Origin of the sequence: Panacibacter microcysteis, from assembly GCF_015831355.1 — a bacterium.
Classification (GTDB): domain Bacteria; phylum Bacteroidota; class Bacteroidia; order Chitinophagales; family Chitinophagaceae; genus Panacibacter; species Panacibacter microcysteis.
Genome location: NZ_JADWYR010000001.1, coordinates 1,346,827 through 1,367,321, shown reverse-complemented (window position 1 = coordinate 1,367,321; position 20,495 = coordinate 1,346,827). Strand labels below are relative to the sequence as shown.

The window sequence follows — 20,495 nt, the reverse complement described above, 5'->3', positions numbered from 1 at the left end:
GTGCGACGCAACAAAGCTCAATAGCAGTACAGCCTCCTGGTTCATGATATATTTTATGGAACGGGCAACAGGAATGCTATGACACATCGTTGTGTCACTCACTTGTACGTCCGGTACATTATTCAGCTTAGTTGGTGGCTGGTTTTACAATCGTGTTTTCTGTAAGATAACTGGTGCCATCTGTTATCACTGCCTCAACATTTTCAAGACCACTTTTTATGGCAACCTTGTCGTTTTCTATAAAAGCGATCTGCACTTTTTTCCTGGTAACCGTTTTATTATCTGCATTCAGCGTATAAACAAAACCTGTTTTGGCATCCGCTTCGGCAAGTGCCTCAATCGGGATCATACTTAATTTTTGTTGTGTGGCAGTATTAAGCTGAATGTTGGCAAAAAAGCCCGCAGCGAATTTTTTACCATTTGGTAAAACCTTTACCTCAAGTTCGTACGTGCCGCTTTGCGGGTCTGCTGCTTCTGCCATTTTATTGATGATGCCTCTGAATATGTCATCAGGGTATGCATCAAGTGTAATGTTTGCTGCATCACCTTTCCGGAGGTTTGCCCAATCTTTATCGCTTACGCCAAAGCGTACAACCCAGTCGTTGTTTGATGTACCGTTCATTATTAATACCGGTGCACCGGCAGAAACAAGCTCTCCTTCATTCATTATTTTTTTTATGATGGTGCCTTCTTCCGTTGCCCTTATTTGTGCGTATTGCTGGTTAAATTTTGCAATGCGCAAACCTTCATTGGCAACGCTTAGCTGTGTTTGTACATTCTGCAGTTGTTCTAATGTGGCAGCAGTATCGTTGAACAGATTTTTTACGCGGTTTTCATCACGTGTTGCTTTTTCGGCAGACAGTGCGGCCTGCTGTACCTGCGCATTGATCTCTGTAAGATCCAGCGTTGCCAGTAATTGCCCCCGGCTTACATGGTCTCCCTCCTGTACATATACTTTTGAAATAACACCGCCTATTTTGAATGAAAGTTTTGTTTCACTTGCAGAGGCTAATGCGCCTGAATATTCGAGTGTTGTTGTATAACCGGTAAAACTTACCGGTTGGGTTTTTACCACTACCGCATCTTCTGTAACGGGCGTTTGTGCTTTGTTTTGGCTGCAGGATGCAAGCAGCAGTGCAGATGCAGCAATGATAACCGCTGCAGGAATTGAGCATAACTTATTCATAAAACAGTTTTATAGATTAATCAAGTTTGTAAGTGGCCATTACCCTTTCAAGTTCTGCGGCTTTGTTAAGTACAGCAAGTTGTGCAAGGGAGTGTTTTATTTCGGCATTTGTCATAGCAGTCCGTGCATCTATCAGTTCTATTAGCAACGCACTGCCCTGTATGTAGCGGCTTTGCATAAGGCGGTAAACTTCTTTAGTGCTTGTTACTTCATCGGCGGAGCTGCGTAATGCTTTTAGCGAAGCCTGGTAGTTGTTGTAAGTTGTTGTCAACTGCAGCAGCATTTTTTTCTCTGCGTCGTTGTATTGGTTTTGTATGGCGTCGCGGTCTAACTGCGCCTGTTTTGTTTTCAGTTTATTGTCGTAACCGCTAAAAAGATTCCATCTAAGTTGCAGGCCGCCCAACTGGTAGAATTGTTCATTATTGAACTTATAACCAAACCCCTGGTATCCTATGTTATAAAAACCACTGAGTGTTGGCAGCTTGTAGGTGTCGGTTAGTTTAAGGGTTGTTTCAATTACTTTCGCTGTGCTTTTTAGTTGCTGCAGTTCTTCACGGTTTTCAGGTACATCCAGCGAAACCGGCACCTCCTGCTGCAGGGCGTTTATGATGGATGAATCGATATCTATGGCTGCCTGCAATGGTTTATTCAATAAAAAATTGAAATAGGCTGCGGCATTGGAACTGTTTTGGGTGGCTTCAGTTAAAGATGTTTCCACTTTGCTTACTTCGGCTTTTGCTTTCAGTACCACCTCTTTTGTGGCGGCGTTGTTCTTTACCAGCTTTTCATTCAGGCGAAGATTTTCCTGCACTGTGGCAAGTGCATTGTTGTAAACAGCAACAGCTTTTAGTGACTGCAAATATTGAAAATATGCCTGCCTGATGTTGAATACAAGTTCGCGTTTGTACTGACTTAATGCCAGTTGGTTTGTGTTGATCAGTTCTTCTTTGATCTTCCTGTTGTAGCCAAGCGATGGATTATACAATGGCACACTTAATTCCACTTTTGTGTCATGGAAATTGTTAGGCAGGAATTGTATGCTTTGGTTTTGAACCTGCGGAAATTTTGTAGAAGATGTAATGTCGTTTAGAGAGCTGTAAACATTATTGAGCAGGTCGCCGAGTGGCACGTCAATCTTTCTGCCGCCATTTGCCAAAGTATATTGCGCATTAATGCCAACCTGTGGAAGAAATAACGCTTTTGCCCTGCCGAGATCGAGTTTTGCTTTTTCAAGATCAAAACTTTGCTGGCGTATTGCAAGGTTGCTGTCGAGCCCTTGTTTAATGTAATGGTCGAGTATGCCCTGCGAAAATGATTGTTTTGCAAAGCATGCCAGCATGAGCAACAGTAACAGTGTTGGTTGCATCTTTTTGGTCATAAGTTTAGTTTTTAAATATTGTTATTATAGTTAACATTGTTAAGTGAGATGCAAAAAAAATAGCCTTTCAGCTTTTCTGGTCTATTGAGTTTACCAGCCAGTTCAAAGACTCATGCATCATATCTTTTATTTCGGCGCCGTTGTATTCATCGCGGCCTTCAGGACATAATTTGTCAAAACGTTGCCTTATTGCCAGCGAAACCAGCCCATGCACCATACCCCAGATACCCATAGATACCACATCAGCATTGCCTTTTTTAATGTAACCTTTCTCCATACAATCCTGTATGGTCGTGCGCAAAAAATTCATTGCTGTTTCGCCATGCTTCCAGTCGCAGTTGTCCATTTTTTCCAGCACCTGCATGGGCGCACGCTGGATAAACATCACATCGTAATACTCCGGGTTTGCAAGGCCAAAGTCTATATAATGTTCACCCATTTTATGTAAGCGCAGTAAAGGGTTTTCTATGCCGGCAATAGACTGGCTGGAGATAGCCATTTTCTGAAAGCCAAGCTCGTGCAACTGGTAAAATATTTCGTTCTTGTCTTTAAAATAGAGGTAAACGGTGGTTGGGCTATACTCTATAAGATCCGCAATTTTGCGAATGGTTACCTGGTCAAAACCTTCTTCCACAAACAGTTTCATAGAAGCATCAAGAATCATTTTCCTGATCTCCAGTTTCTGTTTTTCCTTACGCTCTGCTATACCCATGTTTTGATAATTACGGTGTAAAAATACTTAACAGTGTTAATTTTCCAAACTTTTTAAGATTATTTTTTTACCGGCTGCAAATCCTGTGGCATCGCCTGTTGTGTCACTCACTTGTACGTACCGCACAATATTGAGCAAGGTGCAACCATCATCTGTGGTTAAAACCTGCTGCAGGATCGGTCGTGCGCAAGGCGTAGCTCAGGCATGCATTGCCGTACAAGTGTGCGACGCAAGGGACGATGCCATGTAAAACCAATTGCCCGGCCCCCACCTATTTTAGGGTATATGTTTTTCTATCTACACCGATGCCTTTCAGGGTGACTGACTTCCAGCCTTTGGGCAATGTTGTTTTAACCTGCACAATGCCTTTGGGTGTAATATCAAGCCCGCCAAAACCCATCATTACAGCCTGCAAAATACCGCCTGCGCCGGTGGAAAAGTAAGGGTTTGTACCGCCTTTCGTTTCAGCAATTACCCGGAACGGCGGGTTTAAATTGGGCACATACGAATCCCTGAAAAAATGTGCTGCTTTCTCTGCATCGCCAATGCGTGCATACAGCAGCGCAAAAATGGCCTGCGTCATAGCCGGTGTGCCCTCATTTGGCACACGCACGGCGTAATAATCAAGATCCTTTTTTATTTGGGCAGGGTCTGTAATTTCTTTCAGCGGGTAAGCCAGCAGGTTTACGTCGCCCTGTTTAATGCCTTCGCCCTGGTACGTTGCATGTTCCTGTGTAACGCCATCGCTCATTTTTAAGACGGGTATATTGTCTGCCACCAGTTTCCAGTCTGCATTTGGGGTAATGCCCAGCAGCCGGGCTGCGTCTGTTGCAGCCATAAGATTGGCCTTTGCCGCGGCATTGGTAAAGGCATTGTTGTCTACATTCTCTGCCCATTCATCTGCTGCTACAACATTTTTGATGTCGTAATGGCCTGGACCGTTTCTTTCCACACGGCTTGCCCAAAAGTCTGCCGTGCTTTGCAGCAAGGGCCAGCCTTTTTCTTTAAGCCAGGTTTTGTCTTGCGTAACGCAGTAGTAATTCCAGGCGGCCATTGCAACATCTGCGGTAATGTGGTGTTCAAACGGGCCGCTGAGCGCCCAAACGGGTGTTTCTTCAACGCCGGTTTCGGCGCTCTCCCATGGAAACATGGCGCCTTTATAACCGTGGGAAAAAGCATTGCGCCTGGCAGCCTCCAGCCTTTGAAAGCGGTACTCAATAAGGCTTTTTGCCATTTCAGGATGTAGAACCAATATTGAGGGGAACATCCATAATTCGGTATCCCAGAAAACGTGGCCATTGTAGCCCAAACCGCTTAAACCCATAGGTGACAGCGAGTAGGCCGTGCCTTCACGTGTAAAAGAATACAGGTGGTACATCATGCTGTGTACATCCTGCTGCGCCTGTGCATCGCCGTCTATGATGATATCACTTGTCCAAAGACTGTCCCACGCTTTGTTATGAAAATTGATCAGCCGCTCACGGCCTTCGAGTTTTGCAAAGATGGTCATACGCTCCGCTTCATTCAGCGGGTCTTCATGCTGCGCAGAAGTAATGGAAGAACCTGCAATTGAATAGCGGTAGGTTTCGCCGGCTTTGAGTTTTTTACTAAATTTTACGAGGTGCATGTTATTGTCCCACATTTCATGAATAACCCGTGGCTCCTGGCCATGCGGTTCATTAAAAAGGAAGGTATTGGACGCACACATAAGCAGTTTGCCGGTTGGGCTTTTGGCAGCAGAGGTAAGCAGGCTTAGTACAACATGCGGCCGGTCTATTTCATTATAATAATTCTGCACATCGCGCAGGGCATCGGGGGCTTCCATTACGCTGGCGCCAGTAATGGGTATATCTTTTGTTGCGGTTATTTCCACATCCATAAGCACGGTGAATGGTAAGTGGCGCAGGGCATAGTAGGTATATTTTACCATGGCTTTATCGCCGTAATTGAAGGATGTTGTAAATGATGCGTGGCGCATATCCAGCTCCTGTACAAAATTGTTTACGCCTTTGGCGTCTACCCTTCTGCCGTCAATTTCCAGGTAGCTGTTGAGTAAATTAAAGCTACGCAGGAAGTTGCTTACGCGGCCGCGGCCATACTGGTCATACGCACCGGCGAGCACCACATCTTTTACTTTAAATGGTTCGGGTGAAGAGACGATACCGACCATTCCATTGGCAACCGTAATACCGTAATAATTATTGGGGTCAATTGCAGCGGCCCTGAGCACCCATGGGTCCTGCGCAGACAATGTTGACACAATACAGAGTATGGCAGCAAGCAATACAGTTTTTTTCATACAGGCAATTTTTTTGAACGTTTGCTAATATACACCAGTAACACGTGGGACGGGTGTTGTCTAAGGTTAATTTCCCGGTATTTTGCAGCTCCGGAAGACGTAGTTATGCTATGGTTCTTCTTCCTATCTTTACAAAAGGCAAACGAATCAGCAAATGGTATCCAAAATATCCGAAGGCGTTGAGATAAGCGTGGAAACATTCTACCAGCCGGATTACAGTAACCCGGTGAACAATGAATTTATGTTTGCCTACAGAATTACAATTGAGAACCATAACCAGTTTACAATAAAATTGCTCGAACGTCACTGGTTTATTTTTGACAGCAACGGTCAGCAGCGCGAAGTAGAGGGTGAAGGTGTTGTTGGTGTACAACCTGTGCTGGACCAGGGTAAACAATTTCAATATGTAAGCGGTTGTAACCTGCGTACAGAAATGGGCCGTATGTATGGCACATACCTCATGGAAAACCAACATACCAAAAGTACCTTTACAGTAAAAATTCCACCTTTTGAAATGGTGGCGCCATTCAAAAACAACTAGCTGATTCTTCTTACAAATACATGCCGTGTGTTGCCTTTGCCGGTTTCCCGGTGATCAATTTCAAAAACATCCATGCTTTTCATTAGTTGCACCAGTTTACTGAAGCCATAATTGCGGCTGTCGAAATTGGGCTGCTTTTTTATAAGTATGTTTCCCAGGTCGCCCAGGAATGCCCATCCGTTTTCATCGGCAATGTCTTCAATTGTATCGGTAATAAGTTTGATGAGTTTTTTATCAGTTTTTAGTATGGGTTGTTTCTGCAGTCTCTTTGCAGCTTGTTTTTCAGGTTTTGTAGCGGGTAGTTTGCCTGTTTCCTGTTCTTCGGTTTCCTGCTCATCGGCCAGTATTTCTATATAAATAAATTTATCGCATGCGGCAATAAACGGTTTTGGTGTTTTCTTTTCTCCAAAGCCAAATACTTTCATACCTGCTTCTCTTAGCCTGGTGGCAAGTTTTGTAAAATCACTATCGCTGCTAACAATACAAAAGCCATCAACCTTGCCGGAGTAAAGAATATCCATTGCATCTATGATCATGGCAGAGTCAGTAGCATTCTTGCCTTGTGTATAGCTGTACTGTTGTATGGGCGTTATAGCGTTTTCGAGTAAAACTCCTTTCCAGCCGGAGACGGTAGGTTTTGTCCAGTCGGCATAAATTCTTTTGAAAGTAGGAGTACCATATTTGGCCATTTCTTCGAACATCTCTTTTACACTTGCGTATGGAACATTGTCAGCATCTATGAGCACCGCCAGCCTGAGATCGTTGGTATTATTCATTGTGATAATATTAATCGTATGCAGATAAAGATAGTCAGAATAAAAATCATGGTAAAGTTGCTGACCTTTGTGTTTGTTTGACAGATAGCTTTGCAGCGTTTTGACGTGTTTGGTTTTTGTGATTGCTCATTTGGTTATTATACTCAGCCATTAAACGAAATATGCAATGTGCCGGCAGGTTGTGCGCACTGCTGCCAAAGGTTTTACAGTACAGGAGTGCGACGCAACAGTTGATGCCATAAAAAACAACAGCCGGGTTCATTATTAAAAATAACGGTGTAAGAAATTCTATTTTAAAAAAAGAGAAGCATGTTTAAAAAATTTTTGCCTGCATTTGCATTGATGGGAATAAGCAACGTGGTAAGTGCGCAGGCTGCGGTTTCGGGAAAAATAGCCGATGCCAAAGGCAATGCCATACAGGGTGCTACGGTGCATGTACTTAATTCGAATGTTATTGCTATTACTGATGCGCAAGGTAATTTTAGCATCAGCAATATTGCCAGGGGTTCGTACACCATTGCGGTGGAAGCAGTAGGCTACGCTGCAAAAACAGTGTTGATCAATGCAAACCAGTCTCTGAATATTATTCTTACAGAAGATATCAACCAACTGGATGATATTACGGTAAGTGCAGAAAAAAAAGAAACCGCTTTACAGCAAACGCCGGTAAGCATTACATCGCTTTCTGCCAGGCAGGTGCAGCAATACCGGCTTTGGAACAGCAAAGAGTTGACTGCAATTGTACCCAATTTGTTTAGCAACAATTCAGGTGACGACCGAAATGTTACATCCATTCGTGGTATTACCACCACATCTTACGACCCCGCTGTTACCACTTACGTAGATGGCGTAAACCAGTTTAGCCTTGATACATACATTCCCCAATTGCAGGACGTTGAGAGAATAGAGATATTGCGTGGCCCGCAGGGTACATTGTATGGCCGTAATGCTATGGGTGGTGTAATCAATATTATTACCAAACAACCCGGGAATACGCTCAACGGTTTTGCCGAAGTAAATATTGGCAATCATGGCCAGCAACGCTACAACGCAGGCATAAGAACACCGCTTATAAAAGACAAATTATTCTTTGGTGCTGCTGCCATGTTTAATAAAAGAGATGGTTTTTATACGAATGAATTTAATAATACACCATACGATAAGCAACAGGGCATTGCTGGTAATTACTACCTGAAGTTTTTGCCCAATCAACGCTGGGCCATAACGCTGAATGCCAAACACCAGGATAACCGTAATAACGGCGCCTTTCCGCTGGTGATGGGTGTGGAAGATGCATTGAGCAACCCTTTCAAACTTTCCCAGAATGCACTGGCAAAGATGATTGATAACACCTTCAACGCATCGCTTGTGATTAACCACAGCGGCAACCGCATCAATTTTAGTTCGCAGACTGCATGGCAGCAAAACCACCGCTACTACAATGCCCCGCTCGACGGTGATTTTTCTCCGCTCGATATCATCAGTGTCATCAACGATTACGGAAAATCATGGAACAACGTTAAAGCCTTTACGCAGGAGATACGTTTCAGTTCGCCTGCCAATAATGCCGCAGCTTTAAAATGGACCGCCGGCGCTTATTTCTTTCAACAGCGTGTGCCTAACAGGCAGGCAACCTACTATGGTGCAGATGCAGGTATATATGGCATTCCCGATACAGAGTTTACAAACATTAACACCAGCACCGGCAAAAATACCGGGATAGCTGTGTTTGGACAATTGAACTATGCGGTAACCAGGAAGTTTGAAATAATAGCAGGTGTACGTTACGACCATGAAAGCAAGAAACTCTCGGTAATGGGCGAGTATGAAAAAGAAGGCGTGGGCAGCTTTGTTACACTGGCCGATACATCTGCCAAAGCTAACTTCAATGCACTCTCGCCAAAGTTTGGCTTTAATGTTCATCCGTCTGACAACAACACCATCTTTGCTACCTACAGCCGTGGCTACAGAACAGGCGGTTTAACGCAGTTGTCTTCAGACCCTTCTTTTCCGCCATTGTATGCTTACAAACCCGAGTACAGTAACAACATAGAAGCAGGTATAAAAAATAATTTGTTCAACGGCCGTTTGCGTGTAAACATTACTGCGTTCCTCACTTATGTTACCGATGCACAGGTGCCAACACTTATCTTGCCCGATGCTATTACCGTTACAAGAAACACAGGCAGGCTGCAAAGCAAAGGTGTAGAGCTGGAAACATCTGCCACACCGGTAAAAGGTCTGCAGCTCGATTATAATGTTGGTTATACCAATGCAAAATATAAATCGCTCAAGGTTTCCGGCAATGGAGCTGTCATTGATCTTAATGGCAACAAACAGATCTTTACGCCCGATGTTACATCCATGCTTGCCGCGCAATACAGCGTGGTGCTCAATCAAAAGCAGCAACTGAAAATAGTGGCACGGGCAGAATGGTTTTACATAGGCGCAACTTACTTCGATCTTTCCAACACAATACGCCAGAACCCTTACCAGTTGCTGAACACACGTGTTGGCATAAGCAGCAAACATGCAGATATTTTTTTCTGGGGCAGAAATATGACCGACAAAAAATACATTGCTTATGCATATGATTTTGGCGCGGTACACCTGGCCGATCCACGCACGTATGGTGTAACACTTACAGCCAGGTTTTAAACATTATCACAAAATTGTTTTTTTCTAAAAAGGCTTTAACCAGAGCCTTTTTTTATGCATGTAACGGGCTGCATTACTACTATTAAGCGGTTGTTGTGTCACTCACTTGTACGGCTGTAGCTTTATTCAGCATAGCAGACCATACGCAGTTGCAACAGCCGGCACCGTGTGCAGGGTGCAAAAAAAGGCAGCAAAGAATTGCCGCCCGTCTTCAATTGCTTATGTATGCTTTTCTGTAAGTTTCTAACGGTGTAAAAATGCAATATATAATCGAAGCTTTTTTATTGTATTGGTATGAAACAACCCATTTGCCGCATGAGTTGTATATAAATGAAAATAAACCGCGAACATACCGGTAAGTTATTTTTGTTGTATGAAAACGTTTGCCGAGAATATCACAGACTTCCTGTTCAATCTTCAGTTGCCATTTGAGTTACCCAATAATATAGCTGTGCTGGATGCACATACAAACGAAGCTGTAAGAGCTGCCTGTACGGCTTTTTATACAAAATTTTACAGCGATCACCATCAACGCTACTTGTTAATTGGTATAAACCCCGGGCGTTTTGGCGGCGGTGTTACAGGATTGCCTTTTACTGATCCTATAAGGTTGCAGCAGGATTGTGGTATTGAGAACAGCTTTCAGAAAAAGCAGGAACTCTCTTCTGTTTTTATTTATAACGTGATTGCAGCCTACGGCGGCGCAGCAGCTTTCTACAGCAGGTTTTATATTTCAGCAGTTAGCCCGCTTGGCTTTGTAAAGCATGGTAAAAACCTCAATTATTACGATGATAAAGTTTTACAGCAACGCATAGAGCCATTTGTGGTAACATGCATGAACAGGCAGCTTGCATTTGGTTTAAGCAGATCAGTTTGTTTTTGTATTGGCGAAGGCGAAAACCTGACATACCTTCAAAAACTCAATGCCATACATCAATGGTTTGATCATATACAACCGCTTTCTCACCCACGCTTTGTAATGCAATACCGGCTGAAAACAAAAGACGTATACATACAACAATACCTGGATGCACTCCGGCAATTAACATAAGCTTCTGCTACAGTGCCGGTACAACTTTTATATGCTTACATTGTTTTCCTGCGCGGCCCTCTTACAGGGTATTGAGCTATATATTGGCCAATATGCAATAGTGATAATACTAAAAGATATACGACGGTGGCACATGCTGCATAATGGTATGCCGTACAAGTGTGCGACGCAACAACAGCTTAATAGCAGCATTGCTGCCTAGTATATAAAAAAAATCCCTTTGCTATTGCAAAGGGATTTTCCAATAATGCAGGACTGCTATTATAATTCGAAAGAAAGTTGCTCATCGCGGTTCTCAACTTTTACCTGGCGTAAAAAGTTATCGTAACCTGCCTCATCATCGTGGCTGCTGTACATGCCATAGGCATCAAGACTGTAACCCATAAGGCCGTCGTTTGCTTCCATCAGGTATAATATGGATGATTCTGAAGGATCTGAATCTCCTTCGAAACGGTAAGTTTTTATGATCGTTAATTCTTCGGGTGTATAAGTTTTGCCTTTGTTTGCTGTAAAACCTTTTTCTGTCCACCTGAATTCATTATCGAGCTTCTTTAACCGCAGCTTTTCCATAACGCTGCTGAGGGTGGTCATTTGATTAAGTGATGTGTTCATAAGTTTACATTTCGAGGTGAAATAATCAGTATTTGTGGTATGTAGTGTTTGCCACTGTTATTAGTATAACATTAGAAAAAATGCTGCCAGATTTTATTTACAGTCATTAGCAATCCTGCGAGAAGTCAAGTGTAATAATAAATGTGGAACCTTTTCCCTCTTCGCTCTCTACATCAATAGAACCCTTGTGATTGAGTATAATGTTTTGTGTGGCGGTAAGACCAAGACCTGTACCTTTTGGTTTTCCTGTAAAGTAAGGTTCGAACAATTTACCAAGTGAATCTTTGCTGATGCCCGAGCCATTGTCTTTGATTGTAATGCAGCATTTACCATTAAGCTCTGCGGTGCCTATTGTTAAAACGCCTTTGCCTTCTTCCATTGCTTCTATGGCATTTACGATGATATTGAGCAGCGCAATTTTCATTCGCTCTTTATCTACCGAAACACGGCAAATACCCGGTTGATACTCTTTCACCAGCTTAATTGTTTTAAGTTCCAGCCGATCGTTTGCATCCTGCAGTACTTCATCTATCAAATCACTTATAGCCATGTTCTCTACCTGCAACTGGGCAAATTTGGTGGAGTTAAGCAGGTCTGATACGAGCTGGTTGATGCGTTTGGCATTACGGTCTATCATGTCGAAAAAGATGGTAAGGTCTTCTTTATCTGTAAGCTCGCTTCTCAGCTGCTCTGATGCAAGGCCAATATTGGTAAGCGGATTTCTTATTTCGTGTGCCATTTGCCTGGCTATGCGCCCGCTTGCCGCAAATTTTTCAATGCTCTTCAATTCTTTCAGCTCTTTATTTGCTGCATTCAGCTCATCAACACGTTTTTCCAGTTCGCGCCGGTATTCATCTGCTTTTGCATCTGCTTCCATTTTTAGATTGTTTTCTCGTACATAGATAAGAAAAGAGTAAATGACCAATACTACCGCAATAATAATAGACGTAAGGATGATTATATTGAGTGCTTTCTGCAACCGCTGCATATCATCTGTACGTTGGGTCAACTGGTCGTTTTGCACCTTCTCCATTACTTTTACCAGGCTCCTGATGGTATCCATCACTTCTTTACCATGGTATGCCATTGACCTTAGTGTGTCAGTCATTTGCATACCATTTGCGCTAAACAAAGTAACCGCACCATTCAGCAGCCTGTATTTTTCCCCTATCCTTTCATGCAGGATCTCTGCCCTCGATTGCTGCAATTTATTGTCCTTTAGTAAATCGCGTAATTGCCTGAATTCTTCTTCATAACCGGCAAGACTGGCCTTATAAATGTCAAGAAAATGATCGTCTTTAACTGCCACGTAGCCACGCACACCGGTTTCAGCATCTTTTACAGAAGAAAAAAGCAGCTCGAGCTTGTTGATGATACGGTTGGTCTCTTCTATTGCACGCGACTTCTCATCTAATTTCTCTGTGGCGATAAAGAACGAAACATATGAAAGCGCCATTAAAATAAACACAATAACATAACCCGCCTTGATGCGATTTTCAATATGCAGTTTCATGAATTTTGATTATAGATATAGGATTTCAAACTGGTAATCCACTGAAAAATATTAATAAAAATAAAATGTATTTCCGGCTGACATTTTTAAATTTATAAATAATTCGTGATACTATTCAGGTTTTTCTATCCATACACATACCGAGCCGGCATTTGTATAGAACTCTCCCCATCCATCTTCATTTATTGTAACCTCCGCAGCGTGTTTCCCAAGCATATCAATAAAAGTCTTACCCGCGTAGCGCTTCCCTATCTCCATACTTTTAAAACCTTCATCGCCGTTTGATAATACCACTGCACAACCACCGTGTTCTTCGTCTCCTTCCCTTGTCCAGCCCACACAATTGCCATGATCAAAATAATCCCGCTGTTCGCCATAGGCATAGTTTGCACGGGCTTTCAGTAAATTTTCCAGGTCATCGCATTTGGGTAAAAAAATCTCATGGTCATTGCCATCGTTGCCTTTATCAACATAAGATGCTCCATACAGGTCTGTATAAAAAATGCATGGGTAACCATCTTTTCTTAATAATATTATTGCGTAAGCTATTGGCTTAAACCATGGCTCTACAGGTGCTTCAAGAGCCTGCAGCGGTTGTGTATCGTGGTTTTCTACAATAGTTACTGCCAGTCCCGGGTTTTTTGCTACCAGCGTTTCATCAAAAATAGTACGCAGGTCAAAATCTTTTCCTTCTTTCGAAGCGGTATGCAGGTTCCTGTGCAGTGGGGCATCAAACAAACTCATTCTTCCTTCGGTGGCATCTATATATCGCTCCAGCAAATGCAGGTAACCAGGCGCCCAGTATTCTCCAACAGCAAAAAGATCTTCTTTTACTTCTGCCCGCATATAATCAAGCCATTCGTTGTAAAACTGCGGTGCTATGTGTTTTACGGCATCCAGTCTTACACCATCGAAATGTAATGTATCAAAATACCACTTACCCCATTTTTTCAATTCTTCTCTTACTGCCTCATTCCTGAACTCTACATCCGTAAACATCAGGTAATCATAATTACCTTTTTCGTCGTCTACTACTTCTTCCCAGCCTTCGCCATATTCATTCTGTATAGAAAAGATGCCGGTTTCATCAAGATCGCTGGCATAATCAGTGCCTGTAAAGCATTGATGATCCCACACAAAATTTGAGTATTTGCCTTTCCTGTTAGGGTAAGTAAATTTCGTATATGCGTTAATCTCAAACGGTTCGCTGGTAAATTCATTCCTGTTGTCAGGGTTTACGCGCCTTACCGTAATGCGTTCTTCTTCATCAGCACCGCCGAGGTGGTTTACAACAATGTCAGCGTATACCTTTATGCCTGCTTCATGTACCGCATTTACTGCGTTTACCAGCTCGTCTTTGGAGCCATATTTTGTTTTTACCGTTCCTTTCTGGTCAAACTCTCCCAGGTCATACAAATCATACACATCGTAACCCACAGAATAACCGCCGGTGGTTCCCTTCGAGGCCGGTGGTATCCATATTGCTGTTATACCTAATTCAGATAGACTTTTTGCTTCTTCTTTTAGTTTATTCCACAGGCTTCCGTCTTCCGGGTAATACCAGTGAAAAAACTGTAACATCGTACCGTTTTGCATAATCGTAAATTTTTCGAAAGAATAATTATGAGGTCAGCTTTACCGCTCCTGTCGGCTTTGGTTGCGTCGCACACTTCAGCAACAGTAGAGGGATTGGGCAAAACAAATGCCACTAAATTTTCATACGTTTAGCCTGTTTGCATGGGCATTAAAAAGCCGGTCTGTACAACCGGCTGCTTGTTTTGTATATTTTTTTCTACATCATTTGCTAAGTACGTCCCTGCTTTTTATTGCCATGTCAAGGTTTGCGTGTAGTTCGGGCAATGTGGCCGTAAAAAACGATTTTATATCGCTATCTGTAGCATCAGCCGCAGACTTTTCATAAAGTTTTATCGCATCCTCCTGTTCTCTTACCATTGCATTTGCAAATTCCTTATCGAGGTCTTTTGCTTTTTTGTTTTCGATGTCTCCAAGCTTTCTTTTCTGTTGGTCTGAAATATCTGCAGGCAATGTGATTTGTTTGGCCGCCGCCATTTTTGCAATCCGGTCATTGATTTTCATATACGTATCGGTAATCATACCAGCCAATCTTTTACCATCATCGGTTGTCACAAACTTTCGTGCAGTGTCTGCCATGCGCATAACATAATTGCCATTCAGCCAGGCGTCTACGAGTAATTGAGCATTTTTCTGGTCGGGCTTTTCAAATTTCTGATCATTTACCCGCTCTGCTTCTTTAACCGGGTTTTCTTTTGTACCTGTATTTGTACACGAAACCAACACTCCGGCAAACAATAAAAATGAAAGTATTCCGGTTTTAAAATTCTTCATCGTCTAAAAGTTTGTTTTATGATTGCAAAAAAAAAATGCGCCTGGCTTTGCGTTATAGGCAAGCAGGCGCAAAATATGCTGTGCTGGAGCGCTGTAGATTTTAGAAAAGGTTTGACTCAGCTCTTAACTCTTTAACCGAAAAGGAGCTTAACATCCGAATTTTAAGAAATGAATAAAGAACCTCATTCAGTAATGACTTCATTAATTCTCTTATCTCCCTTATCACTTTGTAATCGTTAATTGTAACACGAAAATGTTTGACGATCTTTTTCTCGTATGTCTTCGCACAATCAAACGGGCAATCAAATAAAGGCCCCATTAACTGTCTCGCCGAAAGCGGTTTTACTTCTTCTACAGGAAATACGTGCAAAAGCGAAGTAATATAACTATTGATCTGCTCTTCACACGCACCTGTTTCAGATACAAAATTCAGCAGGCTTCCACGCATTCCTTTATCATTGGTATGCGAGGCGATCTTGTTCATTTCCTGTCTAACGTCTGATAATAAATTCTTCAATGGCTCCAGGTGCGCAATAGTGCTCCTGATGTTTATCAGCTCCTGGGCTGATGTCTGGTTGTAAATCATGGCAAGCATTTCCTTAACTCCCGCAATTTATATGCCTCGTAATAAATCTCCGTTATAATGTCTTCGTATTCAGGCCTTTTGTATTACCCCAAGTAGTAAAGATATTACCGCCAATACCAGCAAAATATGTATCAAACCGGTGGTACTATATACAAAAAACCCTAAAAGCCATCCAATAACAAGGATTACCGCGATTATATACAATAAACTTCTCATAGTATTCTAATTTTTTAGTGATAATAAAACAGGAGGAAAATTTTATGCCACTAAAAAAATTGACGAAGTATTATACAAAGTGTTGGCCAGCAGTTAAATGGTTGAGCAAAAAAATCCTCAAAAGCTTATAACGTTAGGCGGTGGTGTGTAGTTTTTTGGTGCATTAACCTGGCTGTTTTTCAACAAGATACCGCCAGTAACGTTTAGGCATATGCTGAATATGCAGCTTCGTATTTTTCCGGGCCTTTATATTGACACTGTCAAAATAAGCTCTCCATAAAGATTGATAAATATCTTCTTTTTCGTCATAGATCGTACTAAGCGCACACGGGCTTTGCAACTGATCATTAAATGCAATATTTACTTCTTCCACGTTCTTCAGATCGTAATACAAACCATACTTTCTCCGCGTATCATAAATTAGCCAGCGTTGATCTGCATATCGTTTTTCAAAATGGCTGCTTATAAGCGGCAATACATTGAAATCTGGTTGTACAATGGCATAATATAACTCGTCTTTGGTTTTTTGAAAGCGTATAAAAGCTTTCATACGATGTTTTTCCCTGTCGGTCTTATGCGCGGTTTGCTGAATCATCAAAACATCAGGATTGGCAAAATTCTTTTCAACCGAATCTTTGCTGCTGATAACATATTTTATATAACGGAACAATACATTTTCAATTCCCGGTAATTCCGAAAGATAAGCACGGTAAAAATTTCCAAAAGCCGCTACCGTTATTTTGTCCTGCAAGGCTTTCATAACCCTTAAGGCTTTTGCTTTATCTGGTATACTTATGTGAGGTGTTGAAAAAAGACTGATGTTAGCGCTACCCTCTGTTTGAATATCGGGTTCAACAATTTTGTATTCGTAGATCTCGAATACAGCGGCAAAAAAGCCGGGGAAGCTTCCGTCGTATAGTACAGTTTGTATCATTTGTAAGAAGATTGTTGCAAAAGGGTTATCAATCAGCACAACAACAGTTGGCCCCGCCTTTGCCGCACCGGATATGTTGTGCTAAGCCGGTATCAAAAGACAGATAATTGTGTTGAAAAGTTAGCCTTGTACTTGCTGCGTCCTTCCTGTAAAATCAGTTGTTTTATTTTTTCCGGCTGCAGGTCTTTACACGAATTTTCAGATTGAATGAAGTGCTTTGCTTTATTAAGGCTGATACCGATTTTTTTGAGGTGTTCAATATTTAAGCGGGTAAACTTTCTTGCTTCGCAAATCTTTTGTGCGGAACGTAAGCCTATTCCGGGTACACGCATAATCAACATGTAGTCAGCACGGTTAATATCAACCGGGAATAAATGCATGTTCCGCAACGCCCACGAGAGCTTTGGATCAACCTCTGTATCAAGTAGCGGGTTAGCTGCATCAACAATCTCATCTACTTTAAAATGGTAGAAACGCATCAGCCAATCGGCCTGGTACAAACGGTTTTCGCGAATCATGGGTACGGGTGTACCAATTGCCGGCAGCCTGTTATCGTTGCTAATAGGCACATAACCGGAATAATATACCCGACGCAGGTGAAACTTTTTGTAAAAGAAATGAGAAAGATAGAGTACTTGGAAATCTGTTTCAGGTGTGGCACCTATTACCATTTGCGTACTTTGGCCCGCCGGTGCATACAACGGTGTTTTTTTGAAAATTTTCTTCTCTTCCCGGTTTTGAATAATGGCCTTGTCAATAAAGCGCATCGGCTTTATCATGGCTTCGCGGTTTTTATCAGGTGCAAGTAATTGTAGACTTTCCTTGGTGGGCATTTCTACGTTTACACTCAACCGGTCTGCATACAATGCAGCTTCGTGCATCAATTCATCACTTGCGCCGGGAATGGTTTTCAGATGTATATACCCGTTGAATTTATGTTCGGTACGTAGCTTCTTTGCTACGAGTACCAGCCGCTCCATGGTATAATCCGGATTTTTAAAAATGCCCGAACTAAGAAAAAGGCCTTCTATATAATTACGACGGTAAAAATTAATGGTAAGGTCAACTACTTCCTGCACAGTAAACGCGGCTCTTTGTATGTCGTTGCTTTTCCTGCTTACACAATAGGCACAATCGTAAATGCAAAAGTTGGTCAGGAGTATTTTTAGCAGGCTTACGCACCTGCCGTCTTCTGTATAGGCATGACAAATACCATTACCGGTGTTACCCAAACCCTTATTATCATTTTTACGATTGCTCCCGCTGCTGGCACAGCTTACATCATATTTGGCGGCATCTGCAAGAATCTCTAGCTTCTCCCTAATTCTGTCACTCATAGCTGGCTCAAATTTGTAGTATAAAAATACTAAATAAATTAGTGTATGCTGCTGTTGTTTAACTTTTTAGGATAATTTTCTACAAGTAAGTATTTTGAGTTTCAATTTATAACATGAAAATCGCATTGGCTTCCCCGCTATACCCTGCATCAATTGCAAATGCTGTTGAACAGGCAGATGCACTGGCAAAATCGGCCGCGGAACAACAGGCAACCATCGTCTGTTTTCCGGAAACTTTTATTCCCGGTTATCCCTTACCGGAGTTTGTGCCGGAAACTTCAACACCCGAAAATATGCGGGCTGCGTTGAATAGTATTTGTTCAATAGCCGCAAAGCATGCCATTGCTATGATTGTTCCAATGGACTGGTATAGCAATGAAGGCGTTTTGAACGTGGCTTTTGTCGTTGACGAACAGGGGAAGGTGCAAGGCTACCAGGCCAAAAACCAGCTTGATCCGTCAGAAGATGCGATGTGGGTAGCGGGTACAGAAAGAATATTGTTTGAAGTGCAGGGTTTGAAATTTGGCATCACCATATGCCATGAAGGTTTCCGTTACCCGGAGTCTGTAAGGTGGGCTGCAGCCAATGGTGCCGCAGTGGTTTTTCACCCTCACTTTACAGGCAGTAATACGACAGGTGCAAAGCTTACAGAATGGGGCGCAAAAGCAAACCCATATTATGAGAAAGCCATGATGATGCGCGCACTTGAAAATACGGTCTACTTTGCAAGCGTTAACTATGCCACTGCTTTCCAGGAGTCGGCCAGTTCTGTTATTGCGCCGGATGGCAATTGTATTGCATACCAGCCCTACGGCGAAACAGGTGTAGTGGTAGCCACAGTAGACCCCGCTTTGGCCACCGGTAAACTGGCCAAAAGGTTTAAGCCTGCTCTGTACCAATACGGATCACAAAGCAGACTTTAAAGCAGCGACAACTGCCTTTGTGTTGCCGATGAATATCTGGTCATTTACAATAGCTACAGGTCTTTTAAGAAAAGTATATTCTTCAAGAATAAGTTTGCGGTAATCTTTTTCAGCAAGCTCTTTTTCGTGCAGGCCCATTGCACGATACTTAAGTGCACGGCGGCTAAACAACGCTTCATAGCTACCCGCCAGTTTTTTCATTTCATCCAGTTGTGCAGGGGTAATTTTCTCTGTTTTGATATCCTGCAGGTCAGCACCCTTTTTTACAGCATCTACTTCTTTCAGAATGTTCTGTGTAGTATCGCAGGTGCTGAGGTGGTATATCTTCTTCATCCTGGTTTTTTTTGCAAAACAACAAACATTGGTGTTAAAAAGTTGGCCCGGTAAATAAAACCTTTCCTTCTTTTCCGCATTCGTAAATTTATAAGCCGGTCATTTTACTACTTTTGCAGTTAGTTCTTTGTACGTTACTGTGCGCTTTTAACCACTGGCATTACAACGCAGTGGTAACTACACGGCAAAACTGTGGCCGCACAGCTGCATAATGTTATGCAGTACAAGAGTGCGACGCAAGGAACGATGCCACCTGCACTGCAGACCGGCTCATACATTTTCTTTAAGGAACAACAAAATATTGTGTGTTATGATTAAAACAGGCAACCCGGTTATCAGCATTTATACAGAAATGACGCCTAACCCGGAAACAATGAAATTTGTGGCCAATAAGCTGCTATACCCCGGCAAGAGCATCGATTTTCCGGATGAAACAACTGCTGCGCCATCGCCGCTTGCGAAAGAGTTATTTAGTTTTCCTTTTATAAAAAGCGTGTTTATTGCCAGCAATTTTGTTACGCTTACGAAAACCTCTGAAACAGATGAGTGGCAGGATGTAATACCTACCGTGAAACAGTTTTTGAAAGAATACCTTGAAAACGGCGGTCCTGTAGTTAACGAAGACGAAGTGGCCAAAGTAAAGCAGGAAGCGAGCAATACCGTAACTGCAGACGATGACGATGTTGTAAAACGCATCAAAGAACTGCTCGATAATTATGTACGCCCTGCTGTGGAAATGGATGGCGGCGCCATACAGTTTAAAAGTTACGACGCAGGTATTGTAAACCTTATGCTGCAGGGTAGCTGCAGTGGTTGCCCGTCTTCTATGATTACACTAAAGGCAGGTATAGAAGGAATGATGAAACGTATGATACCGGAAGTAAAAGAAGTAGTGGCCGAAGCAGAATAATTGCACCTCGTTCGTATAAATGGCCCCGCAGTGTTGCGGGGCTTTTTTGTGGGTATTTACCAGCCAATCTTTTCATGGCATCGCCTGTTGCCACGCTCGGTTCGGGGTTCCCTTATTATGGCGGCTGCAGCGCGCTGGTTCACCGTACAAGTACAAAACACAA

Annotated in this window: 19 protein-coding genes; 5 read left to right on the top strand and 14 right to left on the bottom strand. The window is 42.5% G+C overall.

Features of this window, described 5'->3' with window-relative positions; all coding sequences use genetic code 11:
* Nucleotides 1-127: 127 nt before the first annotated feature.
* From I5907_RS05480 to I5907_RS05465, 4 genes are all read right to left on the bottom strand, one after another.
* Nucleotides 128-1,186 carry an efflux RND transporter periplasmic adaptor subunit gene (locus tag I5907_RS05480; RefSeq protein WP_196989711.1) on the bottom strand — a complete coding sequence of 353 codons (1,059 nt, stop codon included), beginning with the start codon at nt 1,184-1,186 and terminating at the stop codon, nt 128-130.
* A 16-nt stretch (nt 1,187-1,202) separates the two neighbouring features.
* Nucleotides 1,203-2,564 (bottom strand): TolC family protein, encoded by a 1,362-nt coding sequence (locus I5907_RS05475; RefSeq protein ID WP_196989710.1) that lies wholly within the window; start codon nt 2,562-2,564, stop codon nt 1,203-1,205.
* Nucleotides 2,565-2,631: 67 nt separating this feature from the next.
* Nucleotides 2,632-3,276: a TetR/AcrR family transcriptional regulator gene (locus I5907_RS05470; protein ID WP_196989709.1), complete on the bottom strand. Its 645-nt coding sequence runs from the start codon at nt 3,274-3,276 to the stop codon at nt 2,632-2,634.
* Nucleotides 3,277-3,547: 271 nt separating this feature from the next.
* Nucleotides 3,548-5,575 (bottom strand): kojibiose hydrolase, encoded by a 2,028-nt coding sequence (locus tag I5907_RS05465; protein WP_231401976.1) that lies wholly within the window; start codon nt 5,573-5,575, stop codon nt 3,548-3,550.
* A gap of 154 nt (nt 5,576-5,729) precedes the next feature.
* On the opposite strand from I5907_RS05465, the gene apaG reads away from it, so the two are divergent.
* Nucleotides 5,730-6,116, top strand: coding sequence for a Co2+/Mg2+ efflux protein ApaG (apaG, locus tag I5907_RS05460; RefSeq protein ID WP_196989708.1), 387 nt, complete (start codon nt 5,730-5,732; stop codon nt 6,114-6,116).
* Here the strand turns inward: apaG and I5907_RS05455 are convergent.
* Complete coding sequence (locus tag I5907_RS05455; RefSeq protein WP_196989707.1) at nt 6,113-6,892, bottom strand: NYN domain-containing protein; 780 nt, start codon at nt 6,890-6,892, stop codon at nt 6,113-6,115. The genes apaG and I5907_RS05455 overlap by 4 nt on opposite strands.
* A gap of 309 nt (nt 6,893-7,201) precedes the next feature.
* Between I5907_RS05455 and I5907_RS05450 the strand changes: the two genes are divergently transcribed.
* Nucleotides 7,202-9,550, top strand: coding sequence for a TonB-dependent receptor (locus I5907_RS05450; RefSeq protein ID WP_196989706.1), 2,349 nt, complete (start codon nt 7,202-7,204; stop codon nt 9,548-9,550).
* Nucleotides 9,551-9,923: 373 nt separating this feature from the next.
* Complete coding sequence (locus tag I5907_RS05445; RefSeq protein ID WP_196989705.1) at nt 9,924-10,601, top strand: uracil-DNA glycosylase family protein; 678 nt, start codon at nt 9,924-9,926, stop codon at nt 10,599-10,601.
* A 261-nt stretch (nt 10,602-10,862) separates the two neighbouring features.
* Here I5907_RS05445 and I5907_RS05440 read toward each other — a convergent pair whose 3' ends face one another.
* From I5907_RS05440 to I5907_RS05405, 8 genes are all read right to left on the bottom strand, one after another.
* Nucleotides 10,863-11,213, bottom strand: a complete 351-nt coding sequence (locus I5907_RS05440; RefSeq protein WP_196989704.1) for a hypothetical protein — start codon at nt 11,211-11,213, stop codon at nt 10,863-10,865.
* A 106-nt stretch (nt 11,214-11,319) separates the two neighbouring features.
* Nucleotides 11,320-12,726, bottom strand: a complete 1,407-nt coding sequence (locus I5907_RS05435) for a sensor histidine kinase (RefSeq protein WP_196989703.1) — start codon at nt 12,724-12,726, stop codon at nt 11,320-11,322.
* Between the two features lie 111 nt (nt 12,727-12,837).
* Nucleotides 12,838-14,322: an alpha-amylase gene (locus I5907_RS05430; RefSeq protein ID WP_283016265.1), complete on the bottom strand. Its 1,485-nt coding sequence runs from the start codon at nt 14,320-14,322 to the stop codon at nt 12,838-12,840.
* A 201-nt stretch (nt 14,323-14,523) separates the two neighbouring features.
* On the bottom strand, nt 14,524-15,093 hold the full coding sequence (locus tag I5907_RS05425; RefSeq protein WP_196989701.1) for a DUF4142 domain-containing protein: 570 nt from the start codon (nt 15,091-15,093) through the stop codon (nt 14,524-14,526).
* A 100-nt stretch (nt 15,094-15,193) separates the two neighbouring features.
* A complete protein-coding gene (locus I5907_RS05420; RefSeq protein ID WP_196989700.1) occupies nt 15,194-15,688 on the bottom strand; it encodes a hypothetical protein in 495 nt (164 codons plus the stop codon).
* Nucleotides 15,689-15,748: 60 nt separating this feature from the next.
* On the bottom strand, nt 15,749-15,895 hold the full coding sequence (locus I5907_RS05415) for a lmo0937 family membrane protein (protein ID WP_196989699.1): 147 nt from the start codon (nt 15,893-15,895) through the stop codon (nt 15,749-15,751).
* 163 nt (nt 15,896-16,058) lie between these two features.
* Nucleotides 16,059-16,829 carry a TIGR03915 family putative DNA repair protein gene (locus I5907_RS05410; protein WP_231401975.1) on the bottom strand — a complete coding sequence of 257 codons (771 nt, stop codon included), beginning with the start codon at nt 16,827-16,829 and terminating at the stop codon, nt 16,059-16,061.
* 92 nt (nt 16,830-16,921) lie between these two features.
* Complete coding sequence (locus tag I5907_RS05405) at nt 16,922-18,166, bottom strand: putative DNA modification/repair radical SAM protein (RefSeq protein ID WP_196989698.1); 1,245 nt, start codon at nt 18,164-18,166, stop codon at nt 16,922-16,924.
* A gap of 113 nt (nt 18,167-18,279) precedes the next feature.
* On the opposite strand from I5907_RS05405, the gene I5907_RS05400 reads away from it, so the two are divergent.
* Nucleotides 18,280-19,089: a carbon-nitrogen hydrolase family protein gene (locus I5907_RS05400; RefSeq protein ID WP_196989697.1), complete on the top strand. Its 810-nt coding sequence runs from the start codon at nt 18,280-18,282 to the stop codon at nt 19,087-19,089.
* On the opposite strand, the gene I5907_RS05395 is transcribed toward I5907_RS05400, so the two are convergent.
* The gene (locus I5907_RS05395; RefSeq protein ID WP_196989696.1) at nt 19,072-19,422 is read right to left on the bottom strand and encodes an arsenate reductase family protein; all 351 of its coding nucleotides are present in this window, start codon (nt 19,420-19,422) and stop codon (nt 19,072-19,074) included. The genes I5907_RS05400 and I5907_RS05395 overlap by 18 nt on opposite strands.
* 310 nt (nt 19,423-19,732) lie before the next feature.
* Between I5907_RS05395 and I5907_RS05390 the strand changes: the two genes are divergently transcribed.
* Complete coding sequence (locus I5907_RS05390) at nt 19,733-20,332, top strand: NifU family protein (protein ID WP_196989695.1); 600 nt, start codon at nt 19,733-19,735, stop codon at nt 20,330-20,332.
* The last annotated feature ends 163 nt before the right edge of the window (nt 20,333-20,495 follow it).